An 18,332-nucleotide genomic window follows, 5' to 3' on the forward strand; every position below is an offset into this window, starting at 1 on the left:
CGCTGCGGCGAACGCGCGCAGGGGATTTCGCTTGTCCCTTCAATGCTGGATTTTCGCGTGCGGCTCGCGGCGCGCAGCTAGACGTCGAAGAACACCGTCTCGTTGTCGCCCTGCAGATGGACGTCGAACGTGTAGGCGTTGCCCGCGCCGGCCTTGCGCCTTGCGATCAGCGTCGCGCGTCGCTCGGCCGGCACCAGCGCGAGCGTGGAGTCGCCGGCGTTGCCGGCTTCGTCGTCGAAATAGATCCGGGTGTAGAGGTGCAGCAGCATGCCGCGCGCGAACACCGCGAGCCCGATATGCGGCGCCTGCGGCTTGCCGTCGGCATCCGGCACCACGCCCGGCTTGATGGTGTCGAAGGCGTAGCCACCGCTCTTGTCGGTGCCGCAGCGGCCAAAGCCCTTGAAGGAGGAATTGGGCAGCGCGCGCGCATCCTGCGGATCGGAGAAGCGCCCTTGTGCGTCGGCCTGCCAGATCTCCAGCATGCAATCCGGGATCACGGCGCCGTCGCCGTCATAGACCTTGCCCTCGACGCGGATGCGCTCGCCGGACACATCGGGCGTCAGCAAATTGCTGGTGAAGGCATCGTTCCATTCGTACTCGCCGTTCGGCGTCAGGCCATACTTGAAATAGGGGCCGACGGTCTGCGAAGGCGTGATGCCATCAGGACGCGGGTTCGACACTTACCTGGTCTCCATCGGCGTGGCACTCTGCCCGCGCAGCACGATATCGAAGCGGTAGCACAGCGCCCATTCCGGTTTGGTGTTCTCGAGATCGAAGGACGAGATCATCCGCGCCCGCGCCTTCTCGTCGGTCACCGAGTTGAAGATCGGATCGAACGGAAACAAGGGATCGCCGGGGAAATACATCTGGGTCACCAGCCGCGAGACGAACGAGTGGCCGAACACCGAGAAGTGGATGTGCGCGGGCCGCCAGGCATTGTGGTGATTGCCCCAGGGATAGGCGCCGGGCTTGATGGTGATGAACTTGTAATAGCCCTTGGCATCGGATTGCGTCCGGCCTGCGCCCGTAAAATTCGGGTCGAGCGGCGCCGGGTGCTGATCGACGACATGGATGTAGCGGCCGCAGGCATTGGCTTGCCACAGCTCGACCAGCGTGTTGGGCACGCCGCGGCCGTCCTCGTCGAGCACATAGCCGTGCACGATGATGCGCTCGCCGAGCGGCTCGCCCTTGGCCTGGATGGTGAGGTCGTTGTCGTGCGCGCGCACGGTCTCATGACCATAGACCGGCCCGGTCAGTTCCGAGAGCGTGTGCCGCATCGGGATCAGCGGCTTTTGCGGCGAACGCTTGATCGCGCTCCGGTACGCAGGCGACAGGCGCGCGGGATGGACGCTGTTCGAAGCGACAGGATAGATCAACGTCATGAGCTTTCTCCAGACCGGATTGCCGCCCGCGCCGGATATCAGGCCGGCGCCTTGAAATCGTAGGAGATGCGCCCAGCCGGCAGATAGAACAGTGCGATGACCGCGCCGCCCCTGACCTCCGGATAGTGCCGGCTGCCGGGATCCGGCGCGGTCCAGCCCGGACCTTGCCAGCCCTGCAGCCCCTTCAACTGCGCGCCCTTGTCGAGCGGAACGACGAGGTTGAGCTCGCCATAGGGATGGCCGTGATATTGCCCGCGCAGCACGTCGTGATCGTCCTCGTCCTTGAAGCGGCGCGGATCGGTGCTGTTCATGTAGACCGCGGTGATGCTGAACTGGAACGTCTCTGGGACCGGCTCAAGGATGCGGCTGCGCCGATAGTTCGGACCTTCCACCTCCTGGTTCGCGGCCCAGCCCTCCTCGACTCCCATTTTGATCAGGCGGGCCAGATCCTGGTACAGCGCGCTGTCCTCTCCATAGGTCTCGTTGAGCCATCGCTCCATCGCCGCGCCCGGCGTCATGTCCTTGACCTCGCGCAGAAACGGAATGCTGCGTTCGATAAGCTGTTCCCGGCTTCCCATGACTTTCTCCTGGTTTAATCCTCGAAACCCTTGAAGGAGGCGAATGCCTCCAGTTCCGCGCGCGGCATCAGCCGCGTGCGCGACCGCTCCCTGGGGTGGCCCATCGAGATCCCGCAGGCCACCATCTGCTCGGCGGGGATCGACAGCAGCGGACGCAAGATCCGATGGAATCTGGCGAAGGTCTCCTGCGGACAGGATTGCAGCCCGCGTCCGACCGCCGCCAGCATCACGTTCTGGATGAACATGCCGAGATCGAGCCAGCTTCCCATCGCCAGGCGCCGATCGATGGTGACGATCAACCCAACCGGCGCGCCGAAGAACATGAAGTTCTTTGCGGTCTGCCGGCTCCTCGCCGCAGCGTCGCTTTGCGCGATCCCGAGCGAGTCATAGAACAATCGCCCGAACTCCTGACGACGGCCGAGATACGGCTCGGGGAAAGCGCTGGCGTAGTATTGATATTCGGAGACGTGCTCGTTCGGCTCGTTCTCATACGCATCCAGCAGCGCAGCCGACACCTCGGTCTTGGCGGCGCCGGCGAGCACGAAGACGTGCCAGGGCTGGATGTTCGCGCCGCTCGGCGCGAACCGCGCCACGCGCAGGATCTGCTCGATGGTCGATCGGGAGACCGGACTGCCGGAGAACTCGCGGCACGACAGCCGGCCGGCGATCACCTCGTCGATTGGATTGCGTGCGGCTCCGCACGCCACACCCCGGTCGATCACGACTTCTTCACGAGCGAGCATCCGCCGTCCTCCATCGGTCTGAAGGCCTCTTCACCCGGGATCGTGGCCAGCAGCTGGTAGTAGTCGAACTGGTATTTCGACTCTGCCGGCGACTTGACGCGGAACAGATACATGTCGCGGACCAGCCGGCCGTCGGGACGGATCCTGCCGTTGCGGGTCATGAAATCATTGACCGGCAATTCGCGCATCTTGGCCGCGACCGTCGGCCCATCAAGCGTGCCGGCGGCTTCGACCGCCTTGAGGTAGTGCATGACAGCACCATAGGTGCCGGCGTGGATCATGGTGGGCACCTTCTTCGTCTTCTCGATGAAGCGCTTCGACCACGCCCGCGTCTCGTCGTTGAGGTCCCAGTAGAACGCCGAGCTCAGCATCAGGCCTTGCGCACTCTGCAGCCCAAGGCTGTGAATGTCGGCGATGAAGACGATCAGGCCGGCAAGCTTCTGCCCGCGCGTCACCCCGAACTCGCCGGCCTGCTTCACGGCGTTGATGAAGTCGCCGCCGGCGTCGGCGAGCGCGATCACGTCGGCCCTGGAGGCCTGCGCCTGCAGCAGGAAGGACGAGAAATCGGGCGTGTTGATCGGGTGTTTCACGGCGCCGACCACCTTGCCGCCGGTCGTGTCGATCACCTTGCGGCTGTCGGCCTCGAGCTGCGCACCGAGCGAGTAGTCGGCCGAAAGAAAGAACCAGGACCTGGCGCCGAGGCGCGAAATCGCCCTCGTCGTCCCCTGCGACAGCGCATAGGTATCGTAGGTCCAGTGGATGCCGGTCGGCGAGCACTCGTCGCCGGTCAGCCGGGACGTTGCCGCGCCGGTGGCGAGAAACAGCTTCTTCTTGTCGCGCGTGATGCCCTGCACCGCCAGCGCGACCGCAGAATTCGGGACATCGAGAATGGCCTCGACATTGTCGTTCTCCAGCCAGCGCCGGGCAATCGCCGAGCCGATATCCGCCTTGTTCTGATGATCGCCGGCAACGATCTCGATCGGGCGGCCGAGCACGTTGCCCTTGAAATCGTCCACCGCCATTTGCGCCGCGACCACCGAGCCCTGGCCGCCATTGTCAGCGTACAGCGACGACATGTCGGTCAGCACGCCGAGCCTGACCGGCCCGTTCTGTGCAATCGCCGACGTCGCCGTCGCCACCAGCATCAACGCCAGTCCGATTGATTTATGCGCGCCACTTTGGGCCAACATCACCCAGGCCTTCATCGCTTTTCTCCTCCCAACCCGGTGCCGGCAATCTTGGCCAGAACGCCGCGTTGCGGAAGTGAAAGTCTTGCAGAGTGATCCTGAACCGGCTTCAGATGGCAGGTGGTGACGACACGGCTATACGCTCGTGGAGAATCCGCTCGGTTGCATCCGCCAGACGCCTGGCCTTAACTGCCGTCGATCGCGGAATTTTGCCGAGGCGAGCGATCTGCCATAGACGGGGACTCTCAACGTGTCCGTTTCCTTCAAGACCCTGGATCTGAATCTGCTCAAGGTATTCGACGCCGTCATGGAGGAGCGCAGCGTGCTGCGGGCCAGCCAGAAGGTCGCGCTGAGCCAATCCGCTGTCAGCCACTCTCTGGCGCGGCTGCGCGAGATGCTGGATGACGACCTGTTCGTGCGCACGGCCACCGGCATGCAGCCGACCGCGCGCGCGTTGACGATGGCGCCGCAGGTTCGCCAGGCGCTGCGATCGCTGGAGGCCGCGGTCGAGCTGCCGACCTTCGCTCCAGCAGCCTCCACCAAGCCGTTCACGCTGGCCGCCAACGACTTCACGACGATGGTGCTGGCGCCGCCGCTCCTGAAGATCCTGGGCCGGGAAGCTCCTGCGATCGACCTCACCATCAAGCCGGTGACGCGGATCGATCTTGCCGAGCAGATCGACCTCGGCCGCATCGACGTCGCGATCGGCGTGTTCTCGTCGCCGCCGAGCCGTTTCCGCACGGCGCTGCTGTTCGAATATAATGATGTGCTGATCGTCGGCAAAAGGCGCAAGCTTGGCCGGCTCGACAAGGCAAAGCTCGCGACCTTGCCGTTGGTCGTGGTGTCCTTTGGCGGCGAGCAGGAAGGCGCGATTGGCGGCTTCATCTCCGAGCGCGGACTCGCCAGGCGTTCGGAGATGTACGATCGCCCCGCGCTCGAACGGGCGCTGTCCGACAGCGACCGGCCGCCGCGGATCGCGGTCTCGCTGCCGCACTTCCTTGCCCTGCCCGCACTGCTGATCGATTCCGAGTTGGCTGCGATCGTCCCGCGGCCGCTGGCGCGTGCACTCGAGCAGGCACATGCGATCACGACCTATGAACTGCCTTACACCACGACGCCCGTGGAGGTTCGGCTGCTCTGGCACGAACGCGTCGAGGACGAGCCTTCGCACGAATGGCTTCACGAGGTGCTCCGGCGCGCCACCGAAGAGCTGCGGCGCGACGGCTAGCGGCCGGGCTAGACGTCGAAGAACACCGTCTCGTTGTCGCCCTGCAGATGGACGTCGAACGTGTAGACGCTGCCCGCGCCGGCCTTGCGCCTTGCGATCAGCGTCGCGCGTCGCTCGGCCGGCACCAGCGCGAGCGTAGAATCAGCGGCGTTGCTGGCCTCGTCCTCGAAATAGATCCTTGTGTAGAGGTGCAGCAGCATGCCGCGCGCGAACACCGCGAGCAGGATGTGCGGCGCCTGCGGCTTGCCGTCGGCATCCGGCACCACGCCGGGCTTGATGGTGTCGAAGGCGTAGCCACCGCTCTTGTCGGTGCCGCAGCGGCCAAAGCCCTTGAAGCTCGAATTGGGCAGCGCGCGCGCATCCTGCGGATCGGAGAAGCGGCCCTGCGCGTCGGCCTGCCAGATCTCCAGCATGCAGTCCGGGATCACGGCGCCGTCGCCGTCATAGACCTTGCCCTCGACGCGGATGCGCTCGCCGGACACATCGGGCGTCAGCAAATTGCTGGTGAAGGCGTCGTTCCATTCGTATTCGCCGTTCGGCGTCAGGCCGTACTTGAAATAGGGGCCGACGGTCTGCGAAGGCGTGATGCCATCAGGACGCGGGTTCGACACTTACCTGGTCTCCATCGGCGTGGCACTCTGCCCGCGCAGCACGATATCGAAGCGGTAGCACAGCGCCCATTCCGGTTGGGTGTTCTCGAGATCGAATGACGAGATCATCCGCGCCCGCGCCTTCGCATCGGTCACCGAGTTGAAGATCGGATCGAACGGGAACAGCGGATCGCCCGGGAAGTACATCTGGGTCACCAGCCGCGAGACGAACGAGTGGCCGAACACCGAGAAGTGGATATGCGCGGGCCGCCAGGCGTTATGGTGATTACCCCACGGATAGGCGCCGGGCTTGATGGTGATGAACTTGTAATAGCCCTTGGCATCGGACTGGGTGCGGCCGGCGCCGGTGAAGTTGGGATCGAGCGGCGCCGGGTGCTGGTCGACGACATGGATGTAGCGGCCGCAGGCGTTGGCTTGCCACAGCTCGACCAGCGTGTTGGGCACGCCGCGGCCGTCCTCGTCGAGCACATAACCATGCACGATGATGCGCTCGCCGAGCGGCTCGCCCTTGGCCTGGATGGTGAGATCATTGTCGTGCGCGCGCACGGTCTCATGACCATAGACTGGCCCGGTCAGCTCCGAGAGCGTGTGCCGCAGCGGGATCAGCGGCTTCTGCGGCGAACGCTTCACGGTGGAGCGATAGTCCGGCGACAGCCGCGCCGGATGGGCCGCAAGCGATTGCAGCGGGTACAACAAGGTCATGGCGAATTCCTCCGCGGCCCACGCGCCCGGTGAGCTCACGTCAGATCATTATAATGCATAACCAAATTGGGGAAGGGCTGTTTTCAGCCCCTCCAAGCCATTGGCTTAATTCAGCTTTTCGATCGCGACCGCGACGCCTTGGCCGACCCCGACGCACATAGTTGCCAAGGCAAGCTTCCCGCCCCGCTTCTCCATGCCGTGCACGGCGGTCAAGACCAGCCGCGCGCCGCTCATGCCGAGCGGGTGGCCGAGTGCGATCGCGCCGCCATGCGGATTGACGAAATCGGCGTCTTCCTTGACGCCGAGCTGGCGCAGGCAGGCGATGCCCTGCGAGGCGAAGGCCTCGTTGAGCTCGATCAGGTCGAAGTCCGACACCTTGATGCCGAGACGCTCGACCAACTTCTTCGTTGCCGGCACCGGACCGATGCCCATGATGCGCGGCGGCACCGCGGCCGAGGCAAGGCCGAGGATTTTTGCGCGCGGCGTCAGGCCGTGCTTCTTAACCGCGGCTTCGGAAGCGAGGATCATCGCGGCGGCGCCGTCATTGACGCCGGATGCGTTGCCCGCGGTCACCGTGCCCGGATTGCGCACGATCGGCTTCAGCTTGGCGAGGCCTTCGAGCGTGGTCTCCGGACGCGGATGTTCGTCCTTGTCGACGGTGATCGGGCCGGCCTTGCCGCCGGGCACCTGGACCGGAATGATCTCCTCGGCGAAATAGCCCGACGCGATCGCCGCGCCCGCACGCTGCTGCGAGCGGATCGCCATCGCATCCTGATCGGCGCGCGACACCTGGAATTCCTCGGCGACGTTCTCGCCGGTCTCCGGCATCGCATCGACGCCGTACTGCGCCTTCATCAGCGGATTGATGAAGCGCCAGCCGATCGTGGTGTCGTAGATATCGGACGAACGCGAGAAGGCTTCCGCGGCCTTGCCCATCACGAACGGCGCGCGCGTCATCGATTCGACGCCGCCCGCGATCGCGAAATCGATCTCGCCGGCGCGGATGGCGCGGCCCGCGGCGCCGACCGCGTCGAGGCCGGAGGCGCAGAGCCGGTTCAGGGTCTGGCCGGGAACCGACTCCGGCATGCCTGCGAGCAACAGCGCCATGCGCGCAACGTTGCGGTTGTCTTCGCCGGCCTGGTTGGCGCAGCCGAAATAGACCTCGTCAACCTCGTTCCAATTGAGCGTCGGGTGCTTGGCCATCAGCGCCTTGATCGGGGCCGCGGCGAGATCGTCGGCGCGCACCTTGGCGAGCGAGCCGCCGAAACGGCCGATCGGGGTCCGGACGGCATCGCAAATGAACACATCACGCATTGAATCTCTCCCTGAATGCCGCGACTTAGCGCTGGATCGGCTGGAACTTGAGATCGGTTTTAGGAGCGTGCCCGCGGCAGGTCAATTGACGCGGCTGCGGGCCCCGCACGCATTGCCGTGAGGGCTGACATAATTGGTACCGTGGACAGGGTGGAAAACCCCGACCTCGCGGATAGGACCGCGCGACGAAATTTTGTAGTTTCCGCCCCCTCATGACAGTCCAGCAGCCCATCCCCGTTCCGCCCGAGCCACCTCCCGCCGCCGAGGCGCCGTCGCGCGTCACGCCGATGATGGAACAGTATCTGGAAATCAAGGCCGCCCACCCCGGCCTGCTGCTGTTCTACCGGATGGGCGATTTCTACGAGCTGTTCTTCGAGGACGCCGAGATCGCCTCCCGGACGCTCGGCATCGTGCTGACCAAGCGCGGCAAGCATCAGGGCATGGACATCCCGATGTGCGGCGTTCCGGTCGAACGCTCCGAGGATTATCTGCATCGCCTGATCGGCGCCGGCCACCGTGTCGCGGTGTGCGAGCAGACCGAAAACCCCGCGGAAGCCAGAGCCCGTGGCAACAAGAGCGTGGTCCGCCGCGGCGTGGTGCGGCTGGTGACGCCGGGCACGCTGACCGAAGACACCCTGCTCGACGCCCGCACCAACAATTATTTGATCGCGATCGCGCGCGCCCGTGGCTCGGCCGGCGCGGATCGTCTTGGCCTTGCCTGGATCGACATCTCGACCTCCGAATTCATGGTGACGGAGTGTTCGACCGCGGAGCTCGCGGCCACGCTGGCGCGCATCAATCCGAACGAGGCCATCGTCACCGATGCGCTCTACAGCGACAGCGAGCTGGCGCCGACCTTGCGCGAACTGCCGTCGGTGACGCCGCTGACCCGCGACGTGTTCGACAGCGCCACCGCCGAGCGGCGGCTGTGCGACTATTTCGCGGTCGCGACCATGGACGGCCTGTCGGCGATGTCGCGGCTGGAGGCGACCGCCGCAGCCGCGGCCGTCACCTATATCGACCGCACCCAGGTCGGCAAGCGTCCGCCGCTGTCGCCGCCGGCGCGCGAGGCCGCCGGCACCACGATGGCGATCGATCCGGCCACCCGCGCCAACCTCGAACTGACGCGCACGCTGGCCGGCGAACGCCGCGGCTCGCTGCTCGATGCGATCGACTGCACCGTCACCGCGGCCGGCTCGCGCCTCCTGGCGCAGCGTCTTGCCGCGCCGCTCACCGATGTCGCCGTGATCGCGCGGCGGCTCGATGCCGTCTCCGCGTTCGTCGCGGATTCCGCGGCGCGCGAGGACATCAGGACCGTGCTGCGCGCGGCGCCCGACATGTCGCGCGCGCTGGCGCGGCTCTCGGTCGGCCGCGGCGGCCCGCGCGATCTCGCCAGCCTGCGCGACGGCATCCTCGCCGCCGACCAGGCGCTGGAGTTGCTGGCGCAGCTTGCCAATCCGCCGGCCGAGGTTTCGACCGTGATGGCGGCGCTACAGCGCCCCTCGCGCGATCTGGCGCAGGAATTCTCCCGCGCACTCTCCGAGCAGCTTCCGCTGATCAAGCGCGATGGCGGTTTCGTCCGCGAGGGTTATGAGGCCGCGCTCGACGAAAGCCGCAATTTGCGCGATGCCTCGCGCCTCGTCGTCGCCGCGATGCAGGCGCGCTACGCCGAGGATACCGGCATCAAGACGCTGAAGATCCGGCACAACAACGTGCTCGGCTATTTCGTCGAGGTCACCGCGCAGCACGGCGACAAGCTGTTCGCGCCGCCGCTGAATGCAACCTTCATCCATCGCCAGACGCTGGCCGGACAGGTCCGCTTCACCACCGCAGAGCTCGGCGAGACCGAGGCCAAGATCGCCAATGCCGGCGAGCGCGCGCTCAATCTCGAGCTCGAGATCTTCGAACGCCTGAGCGCGATGGCGCTCGCGGCGAGCGATGATCTCCGCAATGCCGCGCATGCCTTTGCGATGCTCGACGTCGCGACGTCATTGGCCAAGCTTGCGATCGACGACAATTACGTGCGGCCTGATGTCGACGGCTCGCTCGGTTTTGCGATCGAGGGCGGCCGGCATCCGGTGGTCGAGCAGGCGCTGAAACGCGATGGCCAGCCGTTCATCGCCAATGCCTGCGACCTGTCGCCGGCGCCGGGCCAGAAATCCGGTCAGCTCTGGCTGATCACAGGTCCGAACATGGCCGGCAAGTCGACCTTCCTGCGCCAGAACGCGCTGATCGCGCTCTTGGCGCAGATCGGCTCTTACGTGCCGGCGTCGCGCGCGCGGCTCGGCATCGTCGACCGGCTGTTCTCACGCGTCGGCGCCGCCGACGACCTGGCGCGGGGACGCTCGACCTTCATGGTCGAGATGGTTGAGACCGCGGTGATCCTGAACCAGGCGAGCGAACGGTCGCTGGTGATCCTCGACGAGATCGGCCGCGGCACGGCAACGTTCGACGGGCTGTCGATCGCCTGGGCCGCGATCGAGCATCTGCATGAGAACAACCGCTGCCGCACGCTGTTCGCGACGCATTATCACGAGCTGACCGCGCTCTCGGCGAAACTGCCGCGGATGTTCAACGCCACGGTGCGGGTCAAGGAGTGGCAGGGCGACGTCGTGTTCCTGCACGAGGTGCTGCCGGGCTCGGCCGACCGCTCCTACGGCATCCAGGTCGCAAAACTCGCCGGCCTGCCGCCGGCCGTGATCACGCGCGCCAAATCGGTGTTGGCAAAACTGGAAGCCCAGGACCGCGGCCAGACCGCGCGTGCCTTGGTCGACGATCTGCCGCTGTTCGCCGTCCCCTCCCGCGCCGCCAGCGAGGACAAACCGCCGAGCGAAGCCGATCTGCTGGTCGAGGCGGTGAAGGCGCTGCATCCCGACGAGATGTCGCCGCGCGAGGCACTGGATGCGCTGTATGCGTTGAGGGCGAAGCTGCCGAAGGGGTAGCTCCTGTCGTCATTCCGGGATGGTCCGAAGGACCAGACCCGGAATCTCGAGATTCCGGGTTCGATGCTTCGCATCGCCCCGGAATGACGGCGTCAACGTTTTACTTTCCTCCGTCCGATCTGCCACAGCACCAGATTCCAGACGATGCAGGTGACGAGCGCGCAGCTGAGGCCGATTGGCGAGCCGAATTGCAGCACCGCGACGTGCAGCACCGCAACGCCGAGGCCAAAGCCCATCAGGCCCCAGGCGCTGTTGGCGAGCACGGCGGCGGTGGCGGGGCCGCCGATGCGCGGATGCAGGATCAGCATCATCGAGGAGAACACGATCGGAAACAACGCCATCACGCCGGTGACGCGCGGGCCGACCCAGCCTGACGCCGTGACCACGGTGCCGACCAGGCTTGCGACCAGCGCGGCGCGCAGCGGAATGTCGTACCAGCGCCGCGCGATCAGCGGCATTTTCGCGACGTGCCGATAGGGCCGGAGCAGCGGGATGCAGATCGCAAAGGTGATGGCGTTGACGATCAGCCCGGCGGAAAGCGACCACTCGAACTGGCGGATGATGGTGGCGAGCACCAGCCACACCGCGATCGCGCTGGCCGCGCTGATCCACATGCTGAAGCGCTGCGCCAGCACGGCGTAGGTCAGGCCCATATAGATCGTGGCGGCGTTGACCGGCAGGCTCGCCAGCGCCCCCTCGGCGATGAAGGCGGCGTCATGGTCAAGCGCGAGGAAGGTGTAGGACGGCCCGGCCGAGATCGGCAGGGTTGCGATCAGCGCGCCGATCACCGGTCCCGAACGCTCCGTGATGATGGACGCGCTGACCACGAATGCGGCCGCAACCGCCATGCGCAGCACGAGGATCAGGACGAAGTGGAGTTCGGGGGACATTTGTTCCGTCGTCCCGGCGAGGGCCGGGATCCATAACCACGACTGTTCGTGGGGAGCGAAAGCCGTCGGGCAGCGGGGCTTGAATCGAGAAGACACGGCGTATGGGTCCCGGCTCCGTGCGCAATCGCGCACTAGGCCGGGACGACATCCGGCTAAACCCGCTGCATCGTCACCGACACCTTCGGGCCGTTCTTGATGGTCTGATAGACCACACAATAGCGCTCGGTGAGTTTCAGCAAAAGGTCGAGCTTGTCCTGCGGCGCGTCGGTGCCGATCTCGAAGCGGAGGCGGATCTCGCGGAAGCCGACCGGGGTCTCCTTGTCGACGCCGAGCGTGCCGCGGAAATCAAGATCGCCCTCGGCGAAGACATTGCCGGGCTTCAGCGGCACGTCGATCGCGGTGGCGACCGATTTCAGCGTGACGCCGGCGCAGGCGACCAGCGCTTCCAGCAGCATGTCGCCGGAGCAAAGCTCGAGCCCGGAGCCGCCGGTAGCGGGGTGGAGGCCGGCGATCGCGAGCGCACGGCCGGTCTCGACCTTGCACGAAATGCCTTCGCTCTCGGTGGAGCCCTTGGCCTTCAGCGTGATCACGGCGGTCTGGGGATCGGTCTTGTAGCGCTCCTTGATCGGAGCCTGCATTGCGCGGAGTTCGGAGGCGTCCATGGTCTTATCTCCCGGCTATTCTTCTTTATGCCGATGTAAGGCCTTAACGAGCGGATGTCACCACCACATCGCCTCGCCGGCGCTCGATTTGTCCGTGACGTCCCGCACCGTGCGGTCCAGCGAGCGGTCGAGCGCGGTCAGCACGCGGCGCTTGAAGGTGTCGAACAGCTCCGATTTACGGTCGCGCGGCCGCGCCAGGTTGATGGTAATCTCCTCGAACAGCCGGCCCGGCCGCGGCCGCATCACCAGCACGCGGTCGGCGAGCACCACGGCCTCGTCCACGTCATGGGTGACCAGGATCAGGGTCGGCCGCGTGTCGGCCCACAGATCGAGCAGATGATCCTGCAGATCGCGCCGCGTGAACGCATCGAGCGCCGAGAACGGCTCGTCGAGCAGCAGCACTTCGGGCTGCGGCACCAGCGCGCGGGCGATCGCGACCCGCTGCGCCTGGCCGCCGGACAGTTCGCGCGGCCAGGCCGCGGCCTTGTCGGCAAGGCCGACGCGGGCGAGCGCCGCCGCGACGCGCGCGCGCCTCGCCTCGGCCGGAAGGTCGGCGAGGCCGAAGCCGATATTGTCGGCGACGCTGAGCCAGGGCAGCAGCCGCGGCTCCTGGAAGATGATCCCGATCTTGGCGTGCGGCGAGGTGATCTCCGCATTGTCGAGCGTCACGCTGCCCGTGCTGGCGCGATCGAGGCCGGCGATGGCGCGCAGCAGCGTCGACTTGCCGCAACCGGAGCCGCCGATGATCGCGATGATCTCGCCGGGTGCAATCTCGGCCGAGAACCGCTCCAGCGCGTGGACGCCGTTCGGATAGGTCTTGCCGACTGCTTTGAGCGCGAGCATTACTGCCCTCCCCGCGCGCCGAACGCGTCCTGCCAGCGCAGCAGCGGTGCGGCGGCGACCTCGATCAGCCAGTCGGTGAGCTTGCCGAGAATCGCGAAGATCACGATCGCGGCGAGGATCTGCGCCGGCTTGCCGAGCTGCTGGCCGTCGAGCAGCAGATAGCCGAGGCCTTCGGACGCGCCGATCAATTCGGCCGCGACCACGAACATCCACCCCAAACCGAGCCCGACCCGCAGCGCCACCACATAGGCCGGCAGCACGGCGGGCAACAGGATGCGACGGATCATGGCGGGTCCGGACAGGCGGAATACGCGGCCGACCTCGACGACCTTGCGATCGACCGACAGAATTGCGCCCATCACGCCGAGATAGATCGGAAAGAACACGCCGACCGCGATCAGCGCGACCTTCGAGGTCTCGAAAATGCCGAGCCAGAGCACGAACAGCGGCACCCAGGCGAGCGAGGGGATCGCGCGCAGCGCCTGCACCGTCGGATCGAGCAGCCGCTTGGCGAAATCCCAGTAGCCGGAGATCGCGCCCATGATGGTCCCGGCGACGACGCCAAGCGCAAAGCCCGCGCCGACGCGCCACAGCGTCGCGAGGATATGGCGCGACAGCTCGCCGCTCTTGGCGAGCTCGACGATGGTCTCGAACACCTTTGACGGCGGCGGCACCAGGCGGCCGTTGGAATAGCCGAGAGAGACGACGAGTTCCCAGCCCAGCGCCAGCGCAACCGGCAGCACGAGCCCGAGCACCGGGCGCGCATAGCGCGACCACCGCGCAGGTGCACCGGGCGGGCCCGTCTGTTCCAGCGCGGGCAGGTCAACGGTCATGGCCATAGCAAGAACTATTCTTCCGGCGGGATTGCAAGGTGGAGCCAACTCCATCCACGTCGTCCCGGCGAAGGCCGGGACCCATCACCACAGGGCGTGGTAATCAAGCGAGCTGGGGCCACAGCCTTGTTCAACAATAAAGCCCTGTGGTTATGGTCCCGGGTCGCGCTTCGCTTGCCCGGGACGACGGAGGTTAGTTTAACGACAGCGGTTAGTTGGTGGGCAGCGGGACCTGATCGTCGATCAACGAATCCAGCGCGGCCTTGACGTCGGTCTTGGCGTCGATCACGCCCGCCTGCTGCAAGGCGAGGCTGGCGGCGAGGATCGATTCGCGCTGGGCACTGCCGATCCGGCTGTGGGTCAGCTCGGTGCGCTCCTTGAGTTGCTTGTCGACCACGGCATCCGGCAGCTTGGTGACCGCGATGAAGGTCTTCTTCAGTTCGTCATAGTTGGCCAGCGAATATTTCCGCGCTTCCTCATACGTCGCGAGCACGCGGCGAACGATATCCGGATGCGCCTTCAGGAACTCCTCGCGCACATTGAGGATGCCCCAGGTGTTGGCGTCCGCCTTGCGGTAGAACAGCTTTGCGCCGTCCTCGACCTCCGCCTGCGCCATCATCGGATCGAGACCGGCCCAGGCGTCGACGTCGCCGCGGATCAGCGCGGTCTTGCCGTCGGCGTGCTGCAACAGCACAGGCGTGATGTCCTTTTCGGTGAGGCCGGCGCCGAGCAGCGCACGAACCAGGAAGATGTGCGGGTCGGTGCCACGCGTCACCGCGACGCGTTTGCCCTTGAGGTCGGCGACGGACGCGACCCTGGAGTCCTTGGTCGTGACCAAGGCGGTCCACTCGGGGCGCGAATAGACATAGATCGACTTGATCGGGTTGCCGTTGATCTTCGCAACCAGCGCGGCCGAGCCCGCGGTCGAGCCGAGATCGATCGAACCGGCGTTGAGGAATTCGAGCGCCTTGTTGGAGCCGGCCGACTGCACCCAGACGATGCTGATGCCGTCCTTGGCGAACTCCTTCTCCAGCAGGCCCTTCTGCTTCAGGACCATCGACACCGGATTGTAGGTCGCCCAGTCGATCCGGATCTCCTTCAGCGCGTCGGCGGCGCGCGCCGCGCCGGGCAGCAAGGTCGAGACCGCGAGCAGCGCAGCGAACGTACGCCGGGAAAATTTTTGCATTCGTCGACCCCCCGATCAGATGTAAGAAACAATCTTTTATTTCAATGAGTTAGCCTTGCGGTCAACGAGAAAATCTCTACCCTTTACGAGATGGCGCGAGAACGATCTTGCTCGAAGCGCCGCCATGAAAGCATGGAGCTGCTGTCGTTATACTTTGGTCAGTGACAGCAACGGCTCCGTCCGATATCGGATGAACCTATGGACAGCGTCGTAGCCGAGGCCCGCCCTGAAGCGGATGATCGTTTCGAGACCGAGCGGATCACCGCGGCGGTGAATGCGCTTGCCGAACGGCATGCCGGCCGCGAGGACCAGTTCCGCGCCGCGATGGCGCAGCTGCTCAAGGCCGAGCTGATCGCGGCGCGCGCTACGGCGCAGGCGCTGCTGCTCAAGGACCGTCACGGCCGCCGCTGCGCCGAACGGCTCTGCTTCGTGCAGGACGAAATCATCCGCATCCTCTACGCGGCGGCGACCCGCCACCTCTATCACTCGCCGATCCCCTCGGGCGCCGAACGCATGGCCGTGGTCGCGACCGGCGGCTATGGCCGCGGGCTGATGGCGCCGGAATCCGACATCGATCTGTTGTTCATCCTGCCCTACAAGCAGACCGCCTGGGGCGAGCAGGTCGCCGAAGCCATCCTTTATTGCCTCTGGGACATGGGGCTGAAGGTCGGCCACGCCACCCGTTCGGTCGATGAATCGATCCGTCAGGCGCGCGGCGACATGACGATCCGCACCGCGATCCTGGAGACCAGGTTCCTGACCGGCGACCAGCCGCTCTATGACGAGTTGGTCGAGCGCTTCGACAAGGAAGTGGTGCAGGGCACCGCGTCGGAATTCGTCACCGCCAAGCTTGCCGAGCGCGAGGAGCGGCATCGCCGCGCCGGCCAGTCGCGCTATCTGGTCGAGCCCAACGTCAAGGACGGCAAGGGCGGGCTGCGCGACCTGCACACGCTGTTCTGGATCGCCAAATACGTCTACCGCGTGCGCGAGACCGACGAGCTGCTGGAACGCGGCGTGTTCGACGCGCAGGAATACCGCACCTTCCGCCGCTGCGCTGACTTCCTGTGGTCGGTGCGCTGCAATCTGCACTTCTTCGCCGGACGCGCCGAGGAGCGGCTGTCGTTCGACATGCAGCGCGAGATCGCGGTCCGCCTCGGCTACACCTCGCATCCCGGCATGCAGGACGTCGAGCGCTTCATGAAGCACTACTTCCTGATCGCGAAAGACGTCGGCGACCTCACCGCCATCCTGTGCGCCAAGCTCGAGGAAGAGCACAACAAGCCGGCGCCGGTGCTGAGCCGGATGGTGGCGCGGCTGCGGCCCGGCACCAAGCGGCGGCGGGTTAACGGCAGCGACGACTTCATCGTCGACAACAACCGCATCAACCTCGCCGCGCCCGACGTGTTCAAGCACGATCCGGTCAATCTGATCCGGATCTTCCGCCTCGCGCAGCAGAACAACCTTGCCTTCCATCCCGATGCGATGCGCACGGTGACGCGCTCGCTGAAGCTGATCAACACCCAGCTACGCGAGAACGACGAAGCCAACCGCTTGTTCATGGAGATCCTGACCTCCGACAATGCGGAGATCGTGCTGCGGCGGATGAACGAGACCGGCGTGCTCGGCCACTTCATCCGCGCCTTCGGCAAGATCGTGTCGATGATGCAGTTCAACATGTACCACCACTACACGGTGGACGAGCATCTGCTCCGCTGCATCGGCTACCTGCAGGACATCGAACGCGGCGGCAACGAGGAGTTCACGGTCGCCAGCGACCTGTTTCGCAAGATCCGCCCCGAGCACCGCCCGGTGATCTATATCGCGACGCTGCTGCACGACATCGCCAAGGGCCGGCCGGAAGACCATTCGATCGCCGGCGCCAAGGTGGCGCGGCGGCTGTGCCCGCGGCTCGGCTTCTCGGCGGCCGACACCGAACTGGTGGCGTGGCTGATCGAGGAGCATTTGACGATGTCGACGGTGGCGCAATCGCGCGACCTGTCGGACCGCAAGACCATCGAGAATTTCGCCGCCGTGGTGCAGTCGGTCGAGCAGATGAAGCTGCTCACGATCCTGACCACCGCCGACATCCGCGGCGTCGGCCCGGGCGTGTGGAACGGCTGGAAGGCACAGCTGTTGCGCACGCTGTATTACGAGACCGAGCCGGTGCTGACCGGCGGCTTCTCCGAGGTCAACCGCGCCCAGCGCATCGCGGTGGCGCAAGCCGAATTCCGCCGCGCCTTCACCGAATGGCCGGAGGCGGAGCTCAACGCCTACATCGGCCGGCACTATCCGGCCTACTGGCTCAAGGTCGAGCTGGCGCGCAAGATCCGCCAGGCCCGCTTCATCCGCGCCAGCGAGCAGGCCGGCCACAAGCTTGCGATCAATGTCGGCTTCGACGAGGTCCGCGCCGTCACCGAACTGACGATCCTGGCAACCGACCATCCCTGGCTGCTGTCGATCATCGCCGGCGCCTGCGCATCTGCCGGCGCCAACATCGTCGACGCCCAGATCTACACCACGACCGACGGCCGCGCGCTCGACACCATCTCGATCTCGCGCGAATACGACCGCGACGAGGACGAGGGCCGCCGCGCCACCAGAATTGGCGAGATGATCGAGCACGTGCTGGAAGGCAAGCTGCGGCTGCCCGAGGCGGTGGCGAAGCGGGCGGTGCGCAGCAAGGCGCGGCCGTTCATCGTCGAGCCCGAGGTGACCATCAACAACCAGTGGTCCGACCGCTACACCGTGATCGAGGTCTCCGGCCTCGACCGGCCCGGCCTGCTCTACCAGCTCACCACCGCGATCTCGAAGCTCAACCTCAACATCGCCTCGGCCCATGTCGCGACCTTCGGCGAACGTGCCCGCGACGTGTTCTATGTCACCGACCTGCTCGGCGCCCAGATCACGGCGCCGACCCGGCAGGCCGCGATCAAGAGCGCGCTGCTGCATCTGCTGGCGAGCGAGGACCAGGCAGCAAAGCCGGCGGCGTAGATCGAATCGTAAGAAGCGTACACGCCTGTCCCGTCATCCTGAGGAGGCCGCGCAGCGGCCGTCTCGAAGGATCGACGGCCACGTTCCTTCCCCAAGAGAGTGGAAGTATGCGGAAGCGGCCGGGCCGTCGATCCTTCGAGACGCGCGTTCCGCGCTCCTCCAGCGACAAAGGCGAAGCCTTTGCGCGGGGATGACGGGATCGAAAGCCGTTTCCACCGAAGGAGCGAAGCCCCAATCCCG

The 18,332-nt window shown here is 65.9% G+C and carries 16 protein-coding genes; 3 read left to right on the top strand and 13 right to left on the bottom strand.

Annotated elements, in window-relative coordinates:
- Window positions 1-77: 77 nt before the first annotated feature.
- Genes pcaG (QA635_RS41025) through QA635_RS41045 form a run of 5 tightly spaced genes read right to left on the bottom strand, consistent with a single transcriptional unit; the run spans window position 78 to window position 3,908 of the window.
- Window positions 78-680: a protocatechuate 3,4-dioxygenase subunit alpha gene (gene pcaG, locus QA635_RS41025; RefSeq protein ID WP_283065816.1), complete on the bottom strand. Its 603-nt coding sequence runs from the start codon at window positions 678-680 to the stop codon at window positions 78-80.
- Window positions 681-1,382 (bottom strand): protocatechuate 3,4-dioxygenase subunit beta, encoded by a 702-nt coding sequence (gene pcaH / locus QA635_RS41030; RefSeq protein ID WP_253605996.1) that lies wholly within the window; start codon window positions 1,380-1,382, stop codon window positions 681-683.
- Between the two features lie 38 nt (window positions 1,383-1,420).
- Window positions 1,421-1,960: a 4-hydroxylaminobenzoate lyase gene (locus QA635_RS41035; RefSeq protein WP_283065819.1), complete on the bottom strand. Its 540-nt coding sequence runs from the start codon at window positions 1,958-1,960 to the stop codon at window positions 1,421-1,423.
- 14 nt (window positions 1,961-1,974) lie between these two features.
- Window positions 1,975-2,703 carry a nitroreductase gene (locus QA635_RS41040; RefSeq protein WP_283065821.1) on the bottom strand — a complete coding sequence of 243 codons (729 nt, stop codon included), beginning with the start codon at window positions 2,701-2,703 and terminating at the stop codon, window positions 1,975-1,977.
- Window positions 2,679-3,908: an ABC transporter substrate-binding protein gene (locus tag QA635_RS41045; RefSeq protein WP_425249111.1), complete on the bottom strand. Its 1,230-nt coding sequence runs from the start codon at window positions 3,906-3,908 to the stop codon at window positions 2,679-2,681. Before QA635_RS41045 ends, QA635_RS41040 begins: the two co-directional genes overlap by 25 nt.
- A gap of 232 nt (window positions 3,909-4,140) precedes the next feature.
- Here QA635_RS41045 and QA635_RS41050 point away from each other — a divergent pair, with 232 nt between their 5' ends.
- The gene (locus tag QA635_RS41050) at window positions 4,141-5,118 is read left to right on the top strand and encodes a LysR family transcriptional regulator (protein ID WP_283065823.1); all 978 of its coding nucleotides are present in this window, start codon (window positions 4,141-4,143) and stop codon (window positions 5,116-5,118) included.
- An 8-nt stretch (window positions 5,119-5,126) separates the two neighbouring features.
- On the opposite strand, the gene pcaG (QA635_RS41055) is transcribed toward QA635_RS41050, so the two are convergent.
- The 3 genes from pcaG (QA635_RS41055) to pcaF all read right to left on the bottom strand — a co-directional run bounded on the left by pcaG (QA635_RS41055) (window position 5,127) and on the right by pcaF (window position 7,745).
- Window positions 5,127-5,729 carry a protocatechuate 3,4-dioxygenase subunit alpha gene (gene pcaG, locus QA635_RS41055; protein WP_283065825.1) on the bottom strand — a complete coding sequence of 201 codons (603 nt, stop codon included), beginning with the start codon at window positions 5,727-5,729 and terminating at the stop codon, window positions 5,127-5,129.
- Window positions 5,730-6,431 carry a protocatechuate 3,4-dioxygenase subunit beta gene (gene pcaH, locus QA635_RS41060; RefSeq protein WP_283065827.1) on the bottom strand — a complete coding sequence of 234 codons (702 nt, stop codon included), beginning with the start codon at window positions 6,429-6,431 and terminating at the stop codon, window positions 5,730-5,732.
- Between the two features lie 105 nt (window positions 6,432-6,536).
- The gene (pcaF, locus tag QA635_RS41065) at window positions 6,537-7,745 is read right to left on the bottom strand and encodes a 3-oxoadipyl-CoA thiolase (protein ID WP_283065829.1); all 1,209 of its coding nucleotides are present in this window, start codon (window positions 7,743-7,745) and stop codon (window positions 6,537-6,539) included.
- A gap of 212 nt (window positions 7,746-7,957) precedes the next feature.
- Between pcaF and mutS the strand changes: the two genes are divergently transcribed.
- The gene (gene mutS / locus QA635_RS41070) at window positions 7,958-10,687 is read left to right on the top strand and encodes a DNA mismatch repair protein MutS (RefSeq protein WP_283065831.1); all 2,730 of its coding nucleotides are present in this window, start codon (window positions 7,958-7,960) and stop codon (window positions 10,685-10,687) included.
- A gap of 92 nt (window positions 10,688-10,779) precedes the next feature.
- Here mutS and QA635_RS41075 read toward each other — a convergent pair whose 3' ends face one another.
- The 5 genes from QA635_RS41075 to QA635_RS41095 form a co-directional block, all read right to left on the bottom strand.
- The gene (locus QA635_RS41075; protein WP_283065833.1) at window positions 10,780-11,577 is read right to left on the bottom strand and encodes a hypothetical protein; all 798 of its coding nucleotides are present in this window, start codon (window positions 11,575-11,577) and stop codon (window positions 10,780-10,782) included.
- 152 nt (window positions 11,578-11,729) lie between these two features.
- Window positions 11,730-12,239 (bottom strand): OsmC family protein, encoded by a 510-nt coding sequence (locus QA635_RS41080; protein ID WP_283065835.1) that lies wholly within the window; start codon window positions 12,237-12,239, stop codon window positions 11,730-11,732.
- 57 nt (window positions 12,240-12,296) lie between these two features.
- Window positions 12,297-13,082, bottom strand: coding sequence for an ABC transporter ATP-binding protein (locus QA635_RS41085; RefSeq protein ID WP_283065836.1), 786 nt, complete (start codon window positions 13,080-13,082; stop codon window positions 12,297-12,299).
- A complete protein-coding gene (locus QA635_RS41090) occupies window positions 13,082-13,915 on the bottom strand; it encodes an ABC transporter permease (RefSeq protein ID WP_283072105.1) in 834 nt (277 codons plus the stop codon). Before QA635_RS41090 ends, QA635_RS41085 begins: the two co-directional genes overlap by 1 nt.
- Window positions 13,916-14,126: 211 nt before the next feature.
- Window positions 14,127-15,101 (bottom strand): aliphatic sulfonate ABC transporter substrate-binding protein, encoded by a 975-nt coding sequence (locus QA635_RS41095; RefSeq protein WP_283065838.1) that lies wholly within the window; start codon window positions 15,099-15,101, stop codon window positions 14,127-14,129.
- 198 nt (window positions 15,102-15,299) lie between these two features.
- Between QA635_RS41095 and QA635_RS41100 the strand changes: the two genes are divergently transcribed.
- A complete protein-coding gene (locus QA635_RS41100) occupies window positions 15,300-18,092 on the top strand; it encodes a [protein-PII] uridylyltransferase (RefSeq protein ID WP_283065840.1) in 2,793 nt (930 codons plus the stop codon).
- The last annotated feature ends 240 nt before the right edge of the window (window positions 18,093-18,332 follow it).

This window comes from Bradyrhizobium brasilense (assembly GCF_029714345.1).
Classification (GTDB): domain Bacteria; phylum Pseudomonadota; class Alphaproteobacteria; order Rhizobiales; family Xanthobacteraceae; genus Bradyrhizobium; species Bradyrhizobium australafricanum.

Coding starts and splice junctions, on each gene's coding strand:
- pcaH (WP_283065827.1), bottom strand. CDS start 6,431: ATGACCTTGTTGTACCCGCTGCAATCGCTTGCGGCCCATCCGGCGCGG.
- QA635_RS41045 (WP_425249111.1), bottom strand. CDS start 3,908: ATGAAGGCCTGGGTGATGTTGGCCCAAAGTGGCGCGCATAAATCAATC.
- QA635_RS41080 (WP_283065835.1), bottom strand. CDS start 12,239: ATGGACGCCTCCGAACTCCGCGCAATGCAGGCTCCGATCAAGGAGCGC.
- QA635_RS41095 (WP_283065838.1), bottom strand. CDS start 15,101: ATGCAAAAATTTTCCCGGCGTACGTTCGCTGCGCTGCTCGCGGTCTCG.
- QA635_RS41085 (WP_283065836.1), bottom strand. CDS start 13,082: ATGCTCGCGCTCAAAGCAGTCGGCAAGACCTATCCGAACGGCGTCCAC.
- mutS (WP_283065831.1), top strand. CDS start 7,958: ATGACAGTCCAGCAGCCCATCCCCGTTCCGCCCGAGCCACCTCCCGCC.
- QA635_RS41040 (WP_283065821.1), bottom strand. CDS start 2,703: ATGCTCGCTCGTGAAGAAGTCGTGATCGACCGGGGTGTGGCGTGCGGA.
- QA635_RS41100 (WP_283065840.1), top strand. CDS start 15,300: ATGGACAGCGTCGTAGCCGAGGCCCGCCCTGAAGCGGATGATCGTTTC.
- pcaH (WP_253605996.1), bottom strand. CDS start 1,382: ATGACGTTGATCTATCCTGTCGCTTCGAACAGCGTCCATCCCGCGCGC.
- QA635_RS41035 (WP_283065819.1), bottom strand. CDS start 1,960: ATGGGAAGCCGGGAACAGCTTATCGAACGCAGCATTCCGTTTCTGCGC.
- QA635_RS41090 (WP_283072105.1), bottom strand. CDS start 13,915: ATGACCGTTGACCTGCCCGCGCTGGAACAGACGGGCCCGCCCGGTGCA.
- QA635_RS41075 (WP_283065833.1), bottom strand. CDS start 11,577: ATGTCCCCCGAACTCCACTTCGTCCTGATCCTCGTGCTGCGCATGGCG.
- pcaF (WP_283065829.1), bottom strand. CDS start 7,745: ATGCGTGATGTGTTCATTTGCGATGCCGTCCGGACCCCGATCGGCCGT.